Raw genomic sequence first — 17,348 nt, 5'->3', positions numbered from 1 at the left:
CCTTCCCCAAGATCGGCTGTTAGGATTGCGCCGATAAGTGATACAGACCGGCATGTCCGGGTGCGGAAAGCGCGATAATGCGTGAATCGGCCCTAGTGGAATTGGATGCCGTGGTAGCCGTGTCGAAGCGGGGAAGCTTTCGCGCGGCCGCCGTCGACCTGGAAATGTCACCGACGGCGCTAAGCCGTGCAGTGAATGGTCTGGAGGCGCGCTTAGGCGTGCGCCTGTTCAACCGGACCACGCGCAGCGTGTCTCTATCGGAAGCCGGCGAGCAGTTCGTTGCCCGGATCAGCCCGGCGCTTTCCGAAATCCGGAGCGCGATTGAGGGCGTCAACGACTTCCGCGACAAGCCGGCCGGCACGTTGCGAATCAATGCGACTGTCACCGCGGCGCGGCGCATTCTGGTTTCCGTCGTGCTCGAATATTCGCGCCGCTATCCGGACGTGAAGGTCGAAATCGTCACCGAAGGTCGCCTCACCGACATAGTCGCCGGCGGCTTCGACGCCGGTATTCGCCCGCGGAATATGGTGCCGGGCGATATGATCGCGGTCCCGTTTGGCGCTGACCTGCGTTACGCAGTCGTGGGATCGTCGGCCTATTTCGAGGAGAATCTGCCGCCTAGGACGCCCGCCGATCTGACACGACACCGCTGCCTCCGCGCCCGCCTGCCCAGCGGCCGCATCTATCGCTGGGAGTTTGAACAACGCTCGGAGGCGCTCAATATCGATGTTCCCGGCGTGCTCACGCTCGACGAACCGACACTGGTGCGGGAAGCGGCGCTGGCCGGGGCCGGGCTCGCCTACATGCGTGAGGCGTGGATCGCGGAAGATGTCGCTGCCGGTCGTCTGGTTAGCGTGCTCGACAAATGGCTGCCTTCAGAGCCCGGCCTATGCCTCTATTACCCCGGTCGGCGGAATGTTCCAGCCAGCTTGCGGGCCTTCATCGACGTCCTTCGGGAGATTAAACCGCCCGCAGATGATGTGATCGCCAGACCGGCCACAGATGATGGCGTCAGCCCCGAATGAGGGGCGGTGAAATAGATCGTGCTATTGTCGCTGACGGTCTTTTTTCCGAGCGGACTGCGTATGCAATCTGGTCGCCGAGTTCAAAAAAATCGACCAATAGCCGCCGATAGTCGCTGAGACCACGCAGATTCTAAATGAGCGAAATTCCCCTTTGGAAATCAAGAGCGCAAATTTTTGACGGATCGAAGAGACGGTTCTTCGTCGTGTGCAGAAAAAACTTTCGCTTATAAATCAATGGGTTATTATCGCTCAGGACAATAGAGTGGGAATGGGGCCGCCGGCGGCTATCGCGCGCTTTGGCGTAGTTTTGTGAGGGTGTTCGTTCTCACTTCCTCTCAGATGCGAGAGTTGATCTAAGATATGTCCGCCACTTAACCCTGATCGAAGTATGAAATCCACGTTCCTCTGCGATCAGAGTACTGTGGCGCATTACAGCGCACAGAAGGGCAGGAGCCCGCAAGGCAAAGCCTCAGATGAGGCATCGGCAACAATTCGCGCGAAGTAGACCAATTTCTTTCCGCTTTGATCGTTGGGGCGGGAGCTAGCCCAAAATGGGTCTCGTGATGGATTGGACTGACTGAGCCGAAAAAACAAAATACGATCAGCACTTAAGCCTGATCGCCAGTGAGCATGCTGGACGAAATGCTGCACCCACCCCGTTGACGAGGGAGTCTTGCGTAAGATCTCGGGTTTCTAGGTTCGTTCGACGGACGCGGCGTGTAACGGCGTATTACCATAAGGGCACGCGCACCCACTTGTCATTGAACATAGACGCGCCGATGTCACGCGCCGCCGAGACAGCTGGACGTATTATCTGCCATCCGATCCTGGGCGGACTGCACCATCAATATGGCCGGATTTGATTTACGATAAGGACAAGCCACCCGATCGATGTCGTCGCCCGCCTGACCGGATTTGCCGGCCGTAATCGGATGCGGCGCGCATTCCTTCGGGCATTCGGACAGCCGCCCCAGGTTATTCGGCGTAACGCTCGATTTCCCGCACCCGACGATGCAGAAGCCGAACTAGCTCAATAGCGATTTGCGTTCGCGGTCTGACGGCTAAAAGTTCGTGGTCAGCTTTCAGCCCACCAAGATCGCAAAGAGCCGACAACGGCCAAGCAGGAGCGGCCGTTGCCGGTATGCCTGGCCGCTGCGCAGGAACGAGCGCTATGTTCCGGAAGATATGTGAGCCCGCTGCGCCAAACCGTGCCCGAACGAGATGTTCTCGCCAGGTAATTCATAAAGCAGGATGTTGAGGTCATCGGGCGCAATGCCAACCGCCTCGACAATCCGGGCGTTAAGCTCCTTCAGCAACGCCAATCGGGTCTCCTTCGGACGTCCGGCGATAAACGTCACCTCCAAGAGGATGAAGTCCTTGGTGTACTTTTCTCCGAGAAAGGCCGGGGTATGTACGAACCTCTTATCCGGCAGGACGTGAAAGATCCGAAAGTAATCCTCGGAGGGAATCTTTAGAACGGCCTCCAACGCTGCCTGAATTGCCTCTCCTAGCTTGGCCAGTCTCTGATCGTCGTAGGTTCCCTCGTGGACGTGGATTTTGGCTGTAGGCATTGTTATTTTGCTCCTTGCTCTATGGCCGCGCGGCCGCCTCAGATGGTGTCCAGTCCGACGCCCAGTCTCCGTCGCGAAGGATCTCGGTGCCGGGATGTGGCGTGAACTCCACAAGAACCATCTTGGGCGGGATATCGAGCGCTGAAGCGCAGAGGTCGACGATCCGACGGCCCAGCGCCAGACGAGCCTCATCCGGACGACCGCGTCGAAACTCGACCATCACCATCGCGACCGGTTCGAGACCGTCGGGACCGAGGTGGAAGAGGTTGTCCTCCCCGAGTTCCGCAATGCCAACATTGGGGCGCCAACGCTGAGTTTGCATGATTTCGGCATAGGCCTCGCAAAGCTGCGCCGCGAGCCGCCGTTTGGTTTCGCCGGGATACCGCCCCGGAAGGTCAAGTCGAAGGTAAGGCATAGTGAGACTCCCACGTGAATACGTTTGGTTAGTTCAGCTCAAAAAATACTTCCGACGGACGGCAATCATGGCGCATGCCTCGCAAGATGTCTTCAATCTGCCGTCCAACCGCCGTCGATCACCACCGAAGAACCGGTCACCAATCCCGAAGCATCGCTCGCCAGATAGACGACGGCGCCGGTTACATCGCGCTGAACTCATGATAATCCCTTTTCTAGCTCTGATAGATGTGAGACGCTCGTCGTTTCAGCCTTTTGGTGTCCGTCAAATCTGTGCTATTCCACCGTCGACGAAAAATTCGCTTCCAGTTACGAAGCTGCTTTCGTCCGACGCAAGAAACGTAACGAGCTTTGCAACCTCGTCATCCCTTCCAACGCGGCCGAGCGGCGTGATTGTCGCCGCATAAGCGAAGAACTCTTCCACGTCCGAGCTTGGAACGCCGGTGTTGTCATGGCCAGGCGTTGCGATGATCCCGGGGCTAACGGCGTTGATGCGAATGTCCCGCCCCTTGAGGTCGGATGACCACGTGCGTGCGAACGATCGAACTGCCGCCTTTGTTGCGCTGTAGATGCTCCAGTCTCCCCAACCTTTGCTCGCGACGATCGAAGCGTTCAGGATGATGGAGCCGCCGCGGCCCATCAACGGAAGTGCTTTCTGCACAGTCCAGATCACGCCCTTGAAATTGATGTCGAGGAGCGCGTCGACATGATCCTCCGTCACCTTGGGAAGTGCCGCCACTCGGGCAATTCCGGCGTTAGCAAACACGATGTCGATATGCCCCACTTCCTCGCGCACCAAGCTATAGAGCCGATCAAGATCCGCCGGTTTCGAGACATCGCCGTTTACGGCGACGGCATTGCGACCGAGTGTTGCCACAGCAGCATCTAGTTCGGTCTGGCGACGCCCCGTGATGTACACTCGGGCGCCCTCGGCAACAAAGGTTTTGGCTGTCGCCAGTCCAATACCAGAATTTCCGCCTGTGATGACGGCGATCTTTCCATCAAGTCTCATATGTCCAGTTCCAGCTCGGTTTTCTTGGTCCCAACACCTTTGGTGTGTGAATGACAGTCCGCAGGTGCAGACTGCAATCTAGTTCGACTCGTTTGACTTCTTCGTGCTTACGCCACCGCGTAACGAGCGGCGGGCTTTCCGGTCTGGGAGGCATCGAATAGTTCAGCCCGAGCAGCGTCAAATTTTTCCCAAAGCTTCTCGTCCCCGACGGATGGCCAGGTGATGATCTCGCCCTTGGCGTAGCCGGCAAGTGCGGAGTCCACGAGGTTCTCCGCACTCATGACCTTGTTCACATCTAGCGAGGAGAGCGGTAGTCCGGCGCTGTCCCAGATATCGGTCGCGGTGGCGGCGGGCAGAACAATCTGAACCTTCACCTTCGTTTGCGCCAGTTCGGCCTGCAGACCACGGCTGAAACTCAATACGTATGCCTTCGTACCGCTATAGACCGAGCTAATCGGTAGCGATTGGATGCCGAGGGCGGACGCGATGTTGACGATCACGCCCTGATTTCTTGCGATGAGGCCCGGGAGAACCGCGTGCGTAAGCCGGGTCAAAGCTGTAATGTTGAGCGCGATCTGCGTGAGGGAGTCATTGACCGGCGCCGTTGCCACGGATCCAAGGCGAGCCATGCCCGCATTGTTCACCAGCACCCGAATGTGTGGATTCGAGGAGAGCACCGCCTCGACGCGGACGAGGTCTTCCTCCTTCTGAAGGTCGGCTGCGAGCACATCAACCTTGCGACCATGAACGGCAGTAATTTTCTCGGCCAGCGCCTGAAGGCGATCGGCACGACGCGCCACGAGGATTAGGTCATATCCACGTTTGGCGAGCCGATCGGCGTAGACGGAACCGATGCCCGACGACGCGCCGGTAACAACGGCAACCTTATGCGAATTTGGGTCTGACACTGTGAATCTCCCAATTAATTGAGTACTCAAGTATTTGCGCGATCACCGGGCGCAGACAATTGAGTGCTCAAACGATAAACACTCAAGGGGCTCTTTTCAATGCTACAGTGCTCAACTATTTGATGAACATGGCAAGAAAAGATGATTCGGGTTCCGATCAGGGCCAAGCCGCGGTCGACGCATTGGAGGATCTCGCGTGTACGCACGCGGCACTGCGGCGGGCTGCGCGCCAATTAGGCAATCTTTACGACGAGGCCCTGTCGTCGACGGAACTCAAGGCAACCCAGGTCGCATTGCTGCGGCAGATCGACAAATGGGGCGGTCAGAAGGGCTCAACGCTTCAAGCCCTGGCAGAAGAAATGGCTATTTCCATTTCTGCCCTTACCTATGCACTCCGCCCGCTCGTGCGGGATGATCTCGTGCAGCTACGCGGCGACGAGCACGACAAACGGACCAAGCATGCCGTGCTGACCAAAACGGGTCGAAAGCGCCTTCGTGAGGGGCGGCTGCTCTGGGCGGCGGCGAACGGTCGGGTCGAGACCGTTCTAGGTTCAAAGTCTGCCGGCATGCTGCGTGCGCTAGCGGATCGGGTTTCTTCGAAAGAATTTCTCGATGCATACAAAGCGAGCCGCTCCCTATAAGCGAGCGTTGCGCAGCCAGCTACTTTGCGGAAACTGCGCCTTGCGAGACGTCTACGCCTCAAGCGAGCGCAGCTGTAGAACCTTCAGAGGGTGTTTGGCCCAAGGTCCCCGAACGCCAAACACCGGTCTAACCCAAGATCGAAAAAACAACGCACAAGATTCGCTCTTCCATTGTCGGCGAACATAAGGGGCCGGCTGCGTTCCCGTTCGATTGCTCACTCGCAAAGATTCCGGAGGACGCGTCGCAGTTCACTGCCGCATTGCGTACGGTGAGTTTCGATGCGCCGCGCGGAAAGATCCGGTTCAATGCGTCTGGTAGCGCGTTGCTTGAAAAAGAATACTTCGTTGAGCTCGTGCGTGGGGCAGATGGGAACACACCACATCGCCCGCGCGCTTAACAACATCGACAAGCTGCGCACCGAGCGGATGCAGGTCGCTGTTAACAAAAAGTTTCCCAAGCTTGCCGCTTGGAAAGCTGACGACGGCGCCAAATCCATTTTAGTGCTGGAGCAAAACGACGTTCACCTCACCAACGCCTCGACTGTGGCTGACATCTACCTGCCACTGGCAAAGGCAAGGCCGGACAGGCCCAATGAGACCCATCTGGTTGCATCATGCTGTCAGCCGATTGATTGAACGACTGGATTCGGTGATCAATTTTCCCAAGGCTCCCCTCCGTGTTGTGCAGAGAGTGAGCTGTCGACCCGATGGCACCAACACGTTCGGGGGGCCGCGTGGCTCAAGCATTACAGATGTATTTGCCTTCGTCGGTTGCGGCGTGCATCGTCTGCGGTGGGTCGTACGGTAGGGCTCGGCTTGGCTTAGATTAGACAGGCACTGACTCAGCCACGTCCGTCCTTCAATGAACCTGTCATCCGATGCTGACTAACATCGTATTCGGGATAGCGCGCCATTCGGGATGGATTTCGGCGCTGGGGCGGGATAGGGCTATCGAATTTTATTGGATGGGGTTTGGGAAATGCTTGGGAACGACAGGTTTACTCTAGACCAACTGTTCGGCATGTGTGCCGCCGACGGCGAGTTTCGTTTGGCGGCGCGTCATTGGACGGGTGGCTTGCGGTTGTCGAGCTCTAGCGGCGTCATTGGATTTGGACTCGTCGATGGACAGCTGCGCGCCGGCGTGCCAGATGCGGGTGCGCCAGGTGTAATTGCGCTCGATGCCCCGGATGGCGTCTGGGTCGAGCTGCTCGCAGCGCAGCCAAAGCGGTTCTACAATGACATTTCACCTTTGATCGGCATGGGGCAGATCACGAGGCAGGCAGACGCTGTGGTTTTTGCTCAGTACTATCCGGCCGTGATGCGTGCCATAGAGCTCCTGCGACCGCGGGACGTCAGTGGTCCCGCGCGTGAACCACCGCGAAACCCTGGGCAATTTGACAGCCCCATCGGCCGCTACATCCATCTCGATCTACTGGGCCAAGATTACCGCATTTATTTCGAAGAGGGCGGATCAGGAATTCCGCTTCTGCTTCAGCACACTGCTGGCTGCCACGGTTCGCAATGGCGCCATCTGTTCGAACGTTGGGAGATCACCGACCATTTTCGGCTGGTTGCGTATGATCTGCCATTTCACGGCAAATCGCTGCCCCCGGTCGGGCCCAAGTGGTGGTCGGAAGAATACCTTCTCACAAAGGAGTTTCTGCGAGCTGTGCCGATCAGTTTGGCCAAAGCGCTCGGTTGTGAACGCTCTGTCTTTATGGGATGCTCGGTGGGTGGCATGCTCGCGCTAGACCTCGCACGTCACCATTCCGATCAGTTTGCGGCAGTGATTTCGCTGGAAGGCGGGTTGAAGATCGATACGCCCTGGAGCGCACTTGAGGAGCTTTGGCATCCCCAGGTCAGCAATGAATACAAGGCGCGGTTGATGAACGGCCTGATGAGTCCTACCTCGCCCGAGGCGTTTCGGAAGGAGACGAGCGCAGTTTACGCCTCCGGGTGGCCTCCTGGCTTCCGCGGCGATCTCTACTACTATGTGGTCGACTACGATTTGCGCGAAGAGGCTCGCAAGATCGACACGCGCCGCACACCGGTTCATATCCTTACAGGCGAATATGACTGCAGCAGTACGCTTGAGCATGGCCAAGCCGCTCACCAGGCGGTTCCCGGCTCGACCTGGCAAGCTATGCAAAACGTCGGTCACTTCCCGATGTCCGAAAATCCCGATGCTTTCCTGGAATATCTGTTGCCTGTGCTTGATGCGGTCCGAGCGGCTTGGCACGGTGCCGGCTCGCCATCTGCTATCCAAACGCCAGCTTAGCCCTCGGAACGTGCTGGCGGCGATCTCATCTGTAATTTCGAAGCCTCGCCTGTATTGAGGCGTTGCCTCACTTTCGGATTGGTCGCACGTTCGCGCCATGATGCGACCTATTCCGCTTTACGGCGGTAGCCATCTCGCTCTCGCGATGACCGGCCCATCCGGTGAGAGCGCCTACCGATGCGCAGCTCCGCGCGCGAGGCCGGATGGAGTGAGACGAGTTGGCCCAAGACAGATCCTACTTCACCGAAGAGCGCCTGATGATGCAGGAGCTGGCCCGGAACTTTACCCGGGAGGAGGTGACCCCGCTCGCCAACCGGCTTGACCCGGAAAGGGGCGTCATCCCGCGTGAGCTCATCCACAAGATGGGAGACCTCGGCTTTTTCGGCATCTTGATTCCGGAAGAGTACGGCGGCCTGGGACTCGGTGCCTTCGAATACTGCATGGTCGCTGAAGAGTTGGCCCGAGGCTGGATGAGTGTCGCCAGCATCATTGCCCGAGGCAACAGCTTCTATCGCGCAATCGGAGCGGAAGGCGAAACCCGTCGCGCAAAGATCGAAGCTATGGCGCGTGGACGCTACCTGGGCGCCGCGGCGCTGTCAGAACCGCAGACAGGGTCAGACCTGTCGAATGTGGCGTGCCTCGCCCGGCGCGAAGGCGATGAATGGGTCATCACCGGCAACAAGTATTGGTGCACATTCGCCGACGGTGCGGACTTCATCAACGTGCTGTGTCGCATCCATGATCCATCAGCGCCTGATGGTCGTTCGGGCACGGTCTCGGTTGTTGTCGAGAAGCCCGCGGGGGAACTGCCGAAAGGAGTGACGGGATCTCCAATCCCGAAGATCGGCTATTTTGGCTGGAAGACCTGGGAACTGCATTTCGACGGGGTCCGCTGCCCGGCGCGGTCTACGGAGCCGGCGAATATAGGTCGAGCGTTCCAGGCTACAGCTCACGGCCTTGAACTCGCCAGGGCGCATACCGCAGCGCGTTCGATCGGATTGGCGCAGGCAGCGCTTGATCATGCGACTGGATATGCCAAGGAGCGCGAGCAGTTCGGGCGTCCAATCTCCGACTTCCAGGCGATTCGCTTCAAGCTTGCGACTATGGCGACCGAAATCGAGGCGGCTCGGCAGCTCATGTACTTCACCTGCACCGAGATTGATGCAGGTCGGCCCGCGCGCAAGGAAACCTCAATGGTGAAATACTTCGCAGCGGAGATGGCGGAGCGGGCCACCAGCGAGGCGCTACAGGTTCTCGGCGGCGCAGGCTACACGACTCTTCATCCGATCGAGCGATACTGGCGCGATGCGCGGCTTACAAAAATCTTCGAGGGCACGTCGGAGATTCAGCAGCGGATCATCTCCGAGGTGATGCTGGGCAAACCGACGCGTTCATAACAACTTGCCGACGATCCGCCTCAGCTTGCCGACGACCCGCCTCAGAATGTGAACTCGCCGCCATTCAAGTGGAGGGCCTGACCATTGACGAAACTGCCCGTCGTGCAAAGGTAGAGACAGGCATAGGCGAGGTCGTCGACATGTCCCCAACGACGGACCGGGATCCTCTTTGCCACGTCGTCACGGGTCGCGTTCGGGTACTGGCTCCAGTCGCGCTCTGTGTCGATTGCGCCAGGCACGACGGTGTTGGCGGTAATGCCGAAGGGTGCGAGCTCGTGAGCCAGCGCCTTGGAAAATCCGTGCATGCCGGCCTTGGCGGCAATGTTGTAGGCGCGATTTACCAGATGCCCGGTGAAGCCATCGTATCCCGAGACGTGGATCACCCGACCCCAGCCACGAGCTCTCATCGACGGTACCACCTCGTGTGCGAGGTAAAAGCAGGATGAAAGATTGGTGCGGATTGCCCAGTCCCAGTCTTCGACCGTGATGGTCTCGAACGGCTTGTGCAGTCGCCGGCCAACGTTCGAAATTGCGATGTCGACGGGGCCAAGAGCGGACGTCGCTTCCTGCACCAGGCGCGCGACATCCTTTGGATCCGATACATCGGCCAGGATCCCGATGGCCTTTCCTCCCGAGTCCTGAATCTCGCCGACAGTGCGATCGATGTGTTTCTGGGAGCTGTGGCCGTTGACCACCACGGCCGCACCGGCCTCTGCCAGTCGTCGGGCGATCGCTGCGCCGATGTTCTGACCAGAACCGGTGACGATGGCGACCCGACCTTGGAGACTTGTTTCGTGAATGTTTGGCATCTGCGTTCCCACTTGCCTCGAATGGCGTACACGAGGCGCCGGAAGGGCGCCGACCGGGACTATACACAGGCATCCGCCTGCAACTCCGGAGACCAGACAATCATTCCGTCTGTAATATCGATCGCGTTGAGATAAAGCGCGGTTGCTTTCCCCATCATCGTTCGGCCTTCCTTTCGCTTCGTCTTGGAGAGAAAAACATGGATACCTTGCGCGCCCGTCGCAGCGCACTCTACATGCCGGCTGCAAACGTTCGGGCAATCGAGAAGGCGAGAAGCCTGCCCTGCGACGTGGTGATCCTCGATCTTGAGGACGCCGTGGACCCGGACATGAAGGTCACCGCCCGCGGCCAAGCTGTTGCCGCGTTGAAGGCGGGCGGCTTCGGACGTCGCGAGCTGGTTGTGCGTATCAACGGTTTCGACACTCCTTGGGGTCGGGACGATCTGGTCGCCGTCGCGGAAATCTGCCCGGATGCGGTCTTGGCGCCCAAGGTGTCGGCAGCTGCCGATGTCATGGCATACGATGCGGCGCTGTCCGGACGCACCAAGCTTTGGGTCATGGTCGAAACATGTCGGGCGCTGTTCCACCTGGAAGAGATCGCAGCTACGGCACGCCAGACGCGGCTGGCAGCACTGGTATCGGGAACCAACGATCTTGCGAAAGAGATGCGCTGTCGGCCTGATGTGACGCGCACGCCACTGCTCGCACCGCTCAGCCTCACCGTCGCGGCCGCCCGTGCACATCGTCTTATTGTTCTTGATGGCGTCTTCAACGCAATTGAGGACGAGGCCGGCTTCCGCCGCCAGTGCCAGCAGGGTGTGGAGCTTGGCTTCGACGGCAAGACGCTGATCCATCCTTCGCAAGTCGCAACCGCCAACTCTGCGTTCGCACCAAGTCAGGAGGAGGTGGCGTGGGCTCGCGTCGTCGTTGCCGCCTTCGCCGCCCCGGAGGCAACCGGACAAGGTGTGCTCCGAGTGGAAGGTCGCATGGTGGAGCGCCTGCATCTCGACCAGGCGCGGCAGGTTCTTGCCATCACCGATACCATAGTCGCCGCGGCGACCGTCTAGCGTGCCATTTCGTATGTAATGACTTGCGGTCAAGCCAATGTCGAGATTGCAGGACCATCCTCAACATCGGACAAGAGTGGAGAGGAGAAATTTATGGCAAACGATCCGAGAGAGCGTGCGACGCTTTGGCCGAAGGGGAGACTCTTCGAAGATTTTCATGTCGGGCAGACGTTCGATCACCATTGGGGTCGCACGATCTTCGAGGCGGATACCGTGTTGTTTTCGACTCTGACGTTGTCCTTCAATCCGCTCTATTTCAATCGCGCCTACGCGAAGGCGCACGGGCATCCGGACATCGTCGTCAATCCGCAACTGGTCTTCAACGTGGTGCTTGGCCTGAGCGTCGAAGACTGTAGCGAGATCGGCGGGCCGTTTCTCGGCGTGTTCGAGCTGACCTACGACCGTTCCGTGTATCCCGGGAGCACGATTGTCGCCCGCACCACCACCACTGAAACCCGTCGATCCGACAGCAGGCCCGGAAGCGGCATCGTGAGCTGGCTCACGGAGGGCTTCGACGAGGCCGGCAAGCGTGTGGTTGGATTCCGGCGATCCAATCTAGTGCGCTTGCGCAACCCCAAGGTGGAGGCTGCGTGATGGGTGAACTCGCCAAGCTGACCGGCAAGAATAATTACTTCGAGGACTTCAAGGTGGGGACGGTGATCCGGCATGCCCGCGGCAAGACCGTCACGCCGCTCGAGAACGTCCTGATCACCAACCTGGTGATGAACACTGCCGCCGGACATTTCAACGAGCACCTGATGCAGGGATCTCCGGTCGGTGGAGTAGTCTCCTACGGAGGCGTGAACTTCTCCTTGGTTCTGGGACTGGCCTCCCAGGATTGCTGCGAGAACGCCTTGGCGGAGGTCGGCCTCGACGGCATTCGCCTGACCAAGCCGGTGGGGCACGGGGACACGCTATATGCCTGCAGCGAAGTTCTTGAGACGCAAGACTCCGAGCAGGAGGATGCAGGCATCGTGATCTTTCGCCATTACGGTTACAATCAGCGTGACGAGCAGGTCGCCCAAATCGACCGCAAGGTTCTCCTCAAGCGCAAGAGCCATTGGGCGGACCAGTGAGCGAGACGAGTGCTTTCGGATCTCTTTCGGATCTGCGGATTATCGATCTGACGCAGATGCTCGCCGGGCCGTTCGGCTCCATGCTGCTGGCTGATCACGGAGCGGAGGTCATCAAGGTCGAGCCGATCGAGGGTGACATGACCCGTCGTGGCGGGTCGTTCCGTCCCGATGACCAAGTGCGAGCCCTCAATGGCTATTTCCAGAGCGTCAATCGCAACAAGCAGAGCGTCAGCCTTGACCTAAAGGCGCCGGAGGGCCGTGCTGCCTTTCTTGCACTTGTTCGCGGCGCAGATGCCGTGGTGGAGAACTTCCGCGCCGGCGTCATGGAGCGGTTCGGGCTCGGCTATGAAGTGCTGAAGGAAGTCAACCCACGCCTCGTCTATGGCGCGCTCCGCGGCTTCGGCGATGAGAGGACCGGCGCATCTCCTTACTCTGCGTGGCCCGCTTACGACGTCGTCGCTCAGGCAATGGGCGGTATCATGGCGATCACTGGGCCGGATGCGCACACCCCGACCAAGGTAGGCCCCGGCGTCGGCGATGTCGTCCCGGGCATGATGCTGGCGTTTGGAGTTCTCGCCGCCATTCACAACGCGCGGCGTACCGGCTTGGGCCAGTTCGTCGATGTGTCCATGGTAGACGCTATATTGTCGGTCTGCGAACGACCGGTCTGGCAACATTCAATAGATCGCGCAATCCCGGGGCCGGAGGGCAACCACCATCCGTTCCTCACTCCTTTCGGCATGTTTCCGGCAAGCGACGGCTTCATAACCATCGCGGCACACCAACAGCAGTTCTTCGCGGTGCTCTGCCGAGCGATCGATGCGGAGGCGGTTCTGCAGGACTCCCGATTCTGCGACGAGCGATCCCGCAGGACTCACCGCAAAGAGCTCAATCAAGAACTCGGCGAATTCACGCAACGATTCACCAAGGCTGAACTCATGGCTCGGCTTGGCGGCAAGATCCCGTTCGGGCCGGTGCTGAACATTGCCGAGATTGACGCCGATCCGCATTTCGCCGCACGTAAGATGATCGTCGAGGTCGAGCAACCAGGCTCCGTTCCGCTCCGGGTTGCCGGCGTGCCGATCAAGATGACTGTGACGCCAGGCGCGGTTCGCAGCCGCGCGCCGCTCCTCGGCGAGCAGACCCGAACCCAGTTGCGCCGCGCCGGCCTGTCTGACGAAGCCGTTCAGGCGCTCGTCGACGCCCGAACGGCGATTGCTCACGATTACTGAAGAGGATCCATCGATGTCGAACCGTCCCCGCCGCGCCCGCCGCTCGCAACTCTCCGTACCCGGTAGCAGCGAGAAGATGCTTCAGAAGGCTGTCGAGTCAGCCGCCGATCACGTCTTTTGTGACCTGGAGGACGCCGTCGCACCCAGCGCAAAGATCGAAGCCCGCCAGAAGATTGGCTGGGCCCTCAATAATCTCGACTGGGGCCGCAAGGTCCGCTGTGTTCGGATCAACGACATCACGACCGAATGGTGCCATGACGACATCATCTCGATTGTCGAGCAGGCCGGTGCCAACCTCGACACGATAATGCTGACCAAGCCTTACACGGCCGCGGACGTGCTGTTCTTGGACCGTATGCTGGGCCAACTTGAGAAGAAACTGAAGCTCGAGCGCCGGATCGGCCTTGAGGTCCTGATTGAGGAGGTCCAGGCGTTGCAGAACGTCGAAGAGATCGCGGGCTGCACGGACCGAATGGAATGTCTCATCTTCGGCATGGGGGATTATTCTGCGTCCCAGGGCATCGATACCCGCGACATCGGCGGCTCGGCAGGCACCTATCCCGGCGACATCTTCCACTACGCGCGCTTCCGCATCGCCATGGCGGCCCGCGCCCTCGGCCTCGACGCTGTGGATGGCCCATTCGGAAACTTTAAGGATGAAGCAGGCTACCGCATTGAGGCGGCGCGTGCCCGCTCGCTCGGTATGGTCGGGAAGTGGGCCATCCATCCATCTCAGATTGCCCCCGCACTTGACGTATTTTCGCCGAGCGCAAAGGACATCGCCCGCGCCCGCCGGCTCGAGGCAGCCTACCGCGAAGGTGAGGCCAAGGGCCTCGGCGCGGTGCAGGTCGATGGTGTCATGATTGACGTGGTGATCCTGCGCATGGTCAGGAACACACTAGAGAAGGCGGAGCTCTTCGGGCTTTAGGACTGCCATTCGTTCACGCGACTGGCCTTTCGTGCTCCGTGCGACTTGGGAATCCACGGTCAGGTCAGAAACTTCGAATGACACGTCGGCAATGAGCACTTTAAGGATGAAGCAGGCTACTTCATTGAGGCGGCGCGTGCCCGCTCGCTCGGTATGGTCGGGACGTGGGCCATCCAGTCGCAATTCGCCCCAGCACTAGAATTGTTTCGCCGACCGCAAAGGATATCGCCCGCGCTCGCCGGCTTGAGGCAGCCTATCGCGAGAGCGAAGCCAAGGGGCTCGGCGCCGTCCAGGTCGACGGGGTGATGATCGACGGGGTGATATCCTGGAATGGTCAGGAACACACGAGAGAAGGCCGAGCTCTTCGGGCTTTGAGTTTGCCGATCGTTCACGCGGCCGACGCCAGGCGGGGGGTGGCGCTTTTGGCCCTAACCGCCCGCCGATGTGGTGATCGTGTCGCGGTGGCCGCGACCGGCGGTCGCCCGAACCTGCTGGCGAACTCGTTCAACGCGGATAATACGGCGTCCTTTTTGGAGTGAATCTTCGCGGTCGGACCGCCGACTCCCACCGCAAGAGGTGTGCCGCCCATCGGTGAGGCGATAGCGACGGCGAATGCGCTCTGCGTCGGTACGGAATCGCCGTTCGTCTCTGCGTAGCCCAAGGTCCGCGCCCTATGCATCATCGCGATGAAATCATCTTCCCGGACGCGCAAGCGTTCCTCGGTCGCCTCGGCGTTGCAGCGACGGACCCACGACCGAACCTCGGCGTGGGGCAACAGGCTGAGAAACGCGCGACCCATCGCTGAACAGGTGAGGGACCGATACATGCCTGAGGAGACGTGGAGCCGATCGGGCTCATCAGAGCCTTGTGCCAGAACGTATTGCGCTTCAGCACCGTTCTGGATGCCGATGAAGGCGGTGAACCCGACTTTGCGATGAAGTTCGTTAAGGTGTGCGCCAATCGCGCCGGCATCGCCAAATCGGCGGTCTATCCAGCTGCCGAGCAAAGCCACCCGGATGCTCGGTGTGAAGGTCCGATTATGGGCGTCGTATTCCAGGTAGCCAAGTGACACAAGATTCCGCAGCAACATGCTGACGCTGGGCTGTGGAATACCCAACCCCTTGGCTATGCGGCCCACTGTGAAGGGTTGCTGCTCGCGCGAAAACAGCTCAAAAAGGGCGAGCGTCCGCTCGGCAGACTTGATCTTCCGTGGCGTCGATGCTGCCATGACGTCCTCCCATTGCATCTGTGTTTTGCGACATTACCACTCGGCTTCCTGCTGTTTCAATTACATATGTAATGGATTGGTTACGGCGCTGCCAGGGCGACCGTTAGGAGAGCCTTACTGTTACGAGCGCTTTTCCCACCAAACATCAAAGCGCGCGTCCGGTTCGTAGGTCCGCAAGCCACCATCACAATCGTAATCACTGTCCTGGCCCCCTTCCATACGTTGGCCATGCGGGGGAATACTTGCCGCCAATGAGTATCGAGGGGCGGAAACGGATGGGACGACATCAGTGGGACCATTTCATCGACGGCAAGGTCTTGCCACCTGCTTCCGGCCAGTATCTGCCGTCATTCGATCCGAGGACAGGTGCGCAAGCTGCGGCAGTGGCGGCGGGAGCGAGCGCTGACGTTGAGGCTGCGGTGCGCGCCGCCGCAGTAGCGGCGGCAAACTGGCGCGCCCGTCGGCCCATTGAGCGCGGCCGGATTCTACTAGCGATCGCCCAAAAGATCCGAGAAAAATCTGCGCACCTTTCAGAGATCGAGCGCTTGGAAACCGGCAAGCCGGCTTGGCAGGCGCCCGCCGAGATTGAGATGGCGGCGCAGTACTTCGAGTTCTACGGCGGGCTCGTCAATCTCTTCCAGGGCGAGAAGATCGACCTCGGCGCCAGTTACCATTGCTACACCTCGCGTGAACCCTTTGGAGTCGTGGGGGTGATCACCCCTTGGAACGCCCCCCCTCAACCAGGCGGCTCGGGCCGTTGCACCGGCGCTTGCCGCGGGAAATGCTGTCGTACTTAAGCCCTCGGAGTTTACCTCTGGCACCAGCGCCGAGCTAGGCCGCCTGGCCGCGGAGTGCGGCTTGCCGCCGGGTATCTTGAATGTCGTGCTGGGCGCTGGATCGGAATGCGGCGCGGCTATCGTCTCAAATCCTCTGGTGCGCAAGGTCGCCTTCACCCGTAGCGTTCGGGCCGGCCGCGAGATCGGGCGCGTCGCGGCCGATCGGATCATTCCACTCACTCTCGAACTCGGCGGCAAGTCCCCCAACATCATCTTTGAGGACGCCGACCTCAGCTTGGCCATTCCCGGAGCCGTGCGGGCCTTCGTGGTCAAGGCCGGACAGGTCTGTCTGGCGGGCACTCGGCTGCTGGTCGAGCGCTCGGTGCGCGATCAAGTGGTCGAGGGCCTGGTCGCGGCGGTCAAGGCGCTGAAGGTCGGTCCACAAGCCGATGCCATGGTGGGACCCTTGACTACCAAGGCGCAATACGAGCGCGTGAAGACTTGGTTCGACGTTGCTCGGGGGGAGGGTGCCCGTGCGGTTGTGGGAGGCGAACTCGTCGCGGATCCCGCGTGGGGAGAGGGGTGGTTTGTGCCGCTTACTATCTACGCCCACGTTCGCAACGACATGCGTCTGGCTCGCGAGGAGATCTTCGGGCCGGTACTGTCGGTGATTCCGTTCGATGATGAAGCGGAGGCCATCCGGATCGCCAACGACACCGAGTATGGCCTCGCCGCCGGGATATGGACCCAGAATCTCTCGCGAGCCCATCGCGTCGCCGCGGCCATCGACGCTGGTCAGATCTACGTGAACGAGTATCAGGCCGGCGGTGTTGAGACGCCGCTCGGCGGTTTCAAGAAGAGCGGGTATGGCCGTGAGAAGGGCATCGAAGCCCTTCATCACTATACGCAACTCAAGTGCGTGACGATCAAGCTTTGAGGTGTGGCGAGATGGAGCTGAAGGGGACCCGAGCGGTCGTCACGGGCGGCGC

The 17,348-nt window shown here is 59.9% G+C and carries 17 protein-coding genes and 2 pseudogenes; 12 read left to right on the top strand and 7 right to left on the bottom strand.

Features of this window, described 5'->3' with window-relative positions; genetic code table 11:
- Window positions 1-77: 77 nt before the first annotated feature.
- Complete coding sequence (locus tag ACP2YO_RS35995) at window positions 78-1,025, top strand: LysR substrate-binding domain-containing protein (RefSeq protein ID WP_426435830.1); 948 nt, start codon at window positions 78-80, stop codon at window positions 1,023-1,025.
- A gap of 1,169 nt (window positions 1,026-2,194) precedes the next feature.
- Here the strand turns inward: ACP2YO_RS35995 and ACP2YO_RS35990 are convergent.
- The 5 genes and pseudogenes from ACP2YO_RS35990 to ACP2YO_RS35970 all read right to left on the bottom strand — a co-directional run bounded on the left by ACP2YO_RS35990 (window position 2,195) and on the right by ACP2YO_RS35970 (window position 4,930).
- Window positions 2,195-2,596: a tautomerase family protein gene (locus ACP2YO_RS35990; RefSeq protein WP_426435829.1), complete on the bottom strand. Its 402-nt coding sequence runs from the start codon at window positions 2,594-2,596 to the stop codon at window positions 2,195-2,197.
- Between the two features lie 19 nt (window positions 2,597-2,615).
- A complete protein-coding gene (locus ACP2YO_RS35985) occupies window positions 2,616-3,011 on the bottom strand; it encodes a hypothetical protein (RefSeq protein WP_426435828.1) in 396 nt (131 codons plus the stop codon).
- Between the two features lie 92 nt (window positions 3,012-3,103).
- A pseudogene (locus ACP2YO_RS35980) lies at window positions 3,104-3,199 on the bottom strand (SDR family oxidoreductase); the annotation flags it as partial.
- Between the two features lie 76 nt (window positions 3,200-3,275).
- Window positions 3,276-4,022 carry an SDR family NAD(P)-dependent oxidoreductase gene (locus tag ACP2YO_RS35975; protein WP_426435827.1) on the bottom strand — a complete coding sequence of 249 codons (747 nt, stop codon included), beginning with the start codon at window positions 4,020-4,022 and terminating at the stop codon, window positions 3,276-3,278.
- A 107-nt stretch (window positions 4,023-4,129) separates the two neighbouring features.
- Window positions 4,130-4,930 (bottom strand): SDR family NAD(P)-dependent oxidoreductase, encoded by an 801-nt coding sequence (locus ACP2YO_RS35970; protein ID WP_426435826.1) that lies wholly within the window; start codon window positions 4,928-4,930, stop codon window positions 4,130-4,132.
- A 59-nt stretch (window positions 4,931-4,989) separates the two neighbouring features.
- On the opposite strand from ACP2YO_RS35970, the gene ACP2YO_RS35965 reads away from it, so the two are divergent.
- From ACP2YO_RS35965 to ACP2YO_RS35950, 4 genes are all read left to right on the top strand, one after another.
- Complete coding sequence (locus ACP2YO_RS35965) at window positions 4,990-5,571, top strand: MarR family winged helix-turn-helix transcriptional regulator (protein WP_426435825.1); 582 nt, start codon at window positions 4,990-4,992, stop codon at window positions 5,569-5,571.
- Window positions 5,572-5,928: 357 nt separating this feature from the next.
- On the top strand, window positions 5,929-6,207 hold the full coding sequence (locus ACP2YO_RS35960; RefSeq protein ID WP_426435824.1) for a hypothetical protein: 279 nt from the start codon (window positions 5,929-5,931) through the stop codon (window positions 6,205-6,207).
- A gap of 343 nt (window positions 6,208-6,550) precedes the next feature.
- Window positions 6,551-7,849 carry an alpha/beta fold hydrolase gene (locus tag ACP2YO_RS35955; protein WP_426435823.1) on the top strand — a complete coding sequence of 433 codons (1,299 nt, stop codon included), beginning with the start codon at window positions 6,551-6,553 and terminating at the stop codon, window positions 7,847-7,849.
- Window positions 7,850-8,106: 257 nt separating this feature from the next.
- Entirely contained in the window at window positions 8,107-9,246 is a 1,140-nt protein-coding gene (locus ACP2YO_RS35950; protein ID WP_426435822.1) for an acyl-CoA dehydrogenase family protein, read from the top strand.
- 41 nt (window positions 9,247-9,287) lie between these two features.
- Here ACP2YO_RS35950 and ACP2YO_RS35945 read toward each other — a convergent pair whose 3' ends face one another.
- Complete coding sequence (locus ACP2YO_RS35945; RefSeq protein WP_426435821.1) at window positions 9,288-10,055, bottom strand: SDR family NAD(P)-dependent oxidoreductase; 768 nt, start codon at window positions 10,053-10,055, stop codon at window positions 9,288-9,290.
- A gap of 197 nt (window positions 10,056-10,252) precedes the next feature.
- Between ACP2YO_RS35945 and ACP2YO_RS35940 the strand changes: the two genes are divergently transcribed.
- The 5 genes from ACP2YO_RS35940 (at window position 10,253) to ACP2YO_RS35920 (ending at window position 14,355) form a co-directional block, all read left to right on the top strand.
- Window positions 10,253-11,119 carry an HpcH/HpaI aldolase/citrate lyase family protein gene (locus ACP2YO_RS35940; protein ID WP_426435820.1) on the top strand — a complete coding sequence of 289 codons (867 nt, stop codon included), beginning with the start codon at window positions 10,253-10,255 and terminating at the stop codon, window positions 11,117-11,119.
- Window positions 11,120-11,212: 93 nt separating this feature from the next.
- On the top strand, window positions 11,213-11,713 hold the full coding sequence (locus ACP2YO_RS35935; RefSeq protein ID WP_426435819.1) for a MaoC family dehydratase: 501 nt from the start codon (window positions 11,213-11,215) through the stop codon (window positions 11,711-11,713).
- Window positions 11,713-12,195: a MaoC family dehydratase gene (locus ACP2YO_RS35930; RefSeq protein ID WP_426435818.1), complete on the top strand. Its 483-nt coding sequence runs from the start codon at window positions 11,713-11,715 to the stop codon at window positions 12,193-12,195. Before ACP2YO_RS35935 ends, ACP2YO_RS35930 begins: the two co-directional genes overlap by 1 nt.
- A complete protein-coding gene (locus ACP2YO_RS35925) occupies window positions 12,192-13,427 on the top strand; it encodes a CaiB/BaiF CoA transferase family protein (protein WP_426435817.1) in 1,236 nt (411 codons plus the stop codon). Before ACP2YO_RS35930 ends, ACP2YO_RS35925 begins: the two co-directional genes overlap by 4 nt.
- Before the next feature lie 13 nt (window positions 13,428-13,440).
- Entirely contained in the window at window positions 13,441-14,355 is a 915-nt protein-coding gene (locus ACP2YO_RS35920) for an HpcH/HpaI aldolase/citrate lyase family protein (RefSeq protein WP_426435816.1), read from the top strand.
- A gap of 388 nt (window positions 14,356-14,743) precedes the next feature.
- Here the strand turns inward: ACP2YO_RS35920 and ACP2YO_RS35915 are convergent, their stop codons facing one another.
- Window positions 14,744-15,583 (bottom strand): IclR family transcriptional regulator, encoded by an 840-nt coding sequence (locus tag ACP2YO_RS35915; RefSeq protein WP_426435815.1) that lies wholly within the window; start codon window positions 15,581-15,583, stop codon window positions 14,744-14,746.
- Window positions 15,584-15,834: 251 nt separating this feature from the next.
- Between ACP2YO_RS35915 and ACP2YO_RS35910 the strand changes: the two genes are divergently transcribed.
- Window positions 15,835-16,380, top strand: a complete 546-nt coding sequence (locus ACP2YO_RS35910) for an aldehyde dehydrogenase family protein (protein ID WP_426435814.1) — start codon at window positions 15,835-15,837, stop codon at window positions 16,378-16,380.
- Window positions 16,379-17,296 (top strand): annotated as a pseudogene (locus ACP2YO_RS35905) (aldehyde dehydrogenase family protein); the annotation flags it as partial. The gene ACP2YO_RS35910 and the pseudogene ACP2YO_RS35905, both read left to right, overlap by 2 nt.
- Between the last annotated feature and the right edge of the window lie 52 nt (window positions 17,297-17,348).

The sequence above is a fragment of the Bradyrhizobium genosp. P genome, from assembly GCF_049949265.1.
In the GTDB taxonomy this organism is placed as follows: Bacteria; Pseudomonadota; Alphaproteobacteria; order Rhizobiales; family Xanthobacteraceae; genus Bradyrhizobium.
Note: the sequence above shows the minus strand (reverse complement) of the source record. Positions and strands in the feature narration are given on the sequence as shown.

What these genes read in the sequence shown, in the direction of transcription:
- ACP2YO_RS35945 (WP_426435821.1), bottom strand. Translation starts at nt 10,055, where the DNA reads ATGCCAAACATTCACGAAACAAGTCTCCAAGGTCGGGTCGCCATCGTC.
- ACP2YO_RS35950 (WP_426435822.1), top strand. Translation starts at nt 8,107, where the DNA reads ATGATGCAGGAGCTGGCCCGGAACTTTACCCGGGAGGAGGTGACCCCG.
- ACP2YO_RS35930 (WP_426435818.1), top strand. Translation starts at nt 11,713, where the DNA reads ATGGGTGAACTCGCCAAGCTGACCGGCAAGAATAATTACTTCGAGGAC.
- ACP2YO_RS35990 (WP_426435829.1), bottom strand. Translation starts at nt 2,596, where the DNA reads ATGCCTACAGCCAAAATCCACGTCCACGAGGGAACCTACGACGATCAG.
- ACP2YO_RS35935 (WP_426435819.1), top strand. Translation starts at nt 11,213, where the DNA reads ATGGCAAACGATCCGAGAGAGCGTGCGACGCTTTGGCCGAAGGGGAGA.
- ACP2YO_RS35910 (WP_426435814.1), top strand. Translation starts at nt 15,835, where the DNA reads ATGAGTATCGAGGGGCGGAAACGGATGGGACGACATCAGTGGGACCAT.
- ACP2YO_RS35985 (WP_426435828.1), bottom strand. Translation starts at nt 3,011, where the DNA reads ATGCCTTACCTTCGACTTGACCTTCCGGGGCGGTATCCCGGCGAAACC.
- ACP2YO_RS35915 (WP_426435815.1), bottom strand. Translation starts at nt 15,583, where the DNA reads ATGGCAGCATCGACGCCACGGAAGATCAAGTCTGCCGAGCGGACGCTC.
- ACP2YO_RS35975 (WP_426435827.1), bottom strand. Translation starts at nt 4,022, where the DNA reads ATGAGACTTGATGGAAAGATCGCCGTCATCACAGGCGGAAATTCTGGT.
- ACP2YO_RS35940 (WP_426435820.1), top strand. Translation starts at nt 10,253, where the DNA reads ATGGATACCTTGCGCGCCCGTCGCAGCGCACTCTACATGCCGGCTGCA.
- ACP2YO_RS35995 (WP_426435830.1), top strand. Translation starts at nt 78, where the DNA reads ATGCGTGAATCGGCCCTAGTGGAATTGGATGCCGTGGTAGCCGTGTCG.
- ACP2YO_RS35920 (WP_426435816.1), top strand. Translation starts at nt 13,441, where the DNA reads ATGTCGAACCGTCCCCGCCGCGCCCGCCGCTCGCAACTCTCCGTACCC.
- ACP2YO_RS35955 (WP_426435823.1), top strand. Translation starts at nt 6,551, where the DNA reads ATGCTTGGGAACGACAGGTTTACTCTAGACCAACTGTTCGGCATGTGT.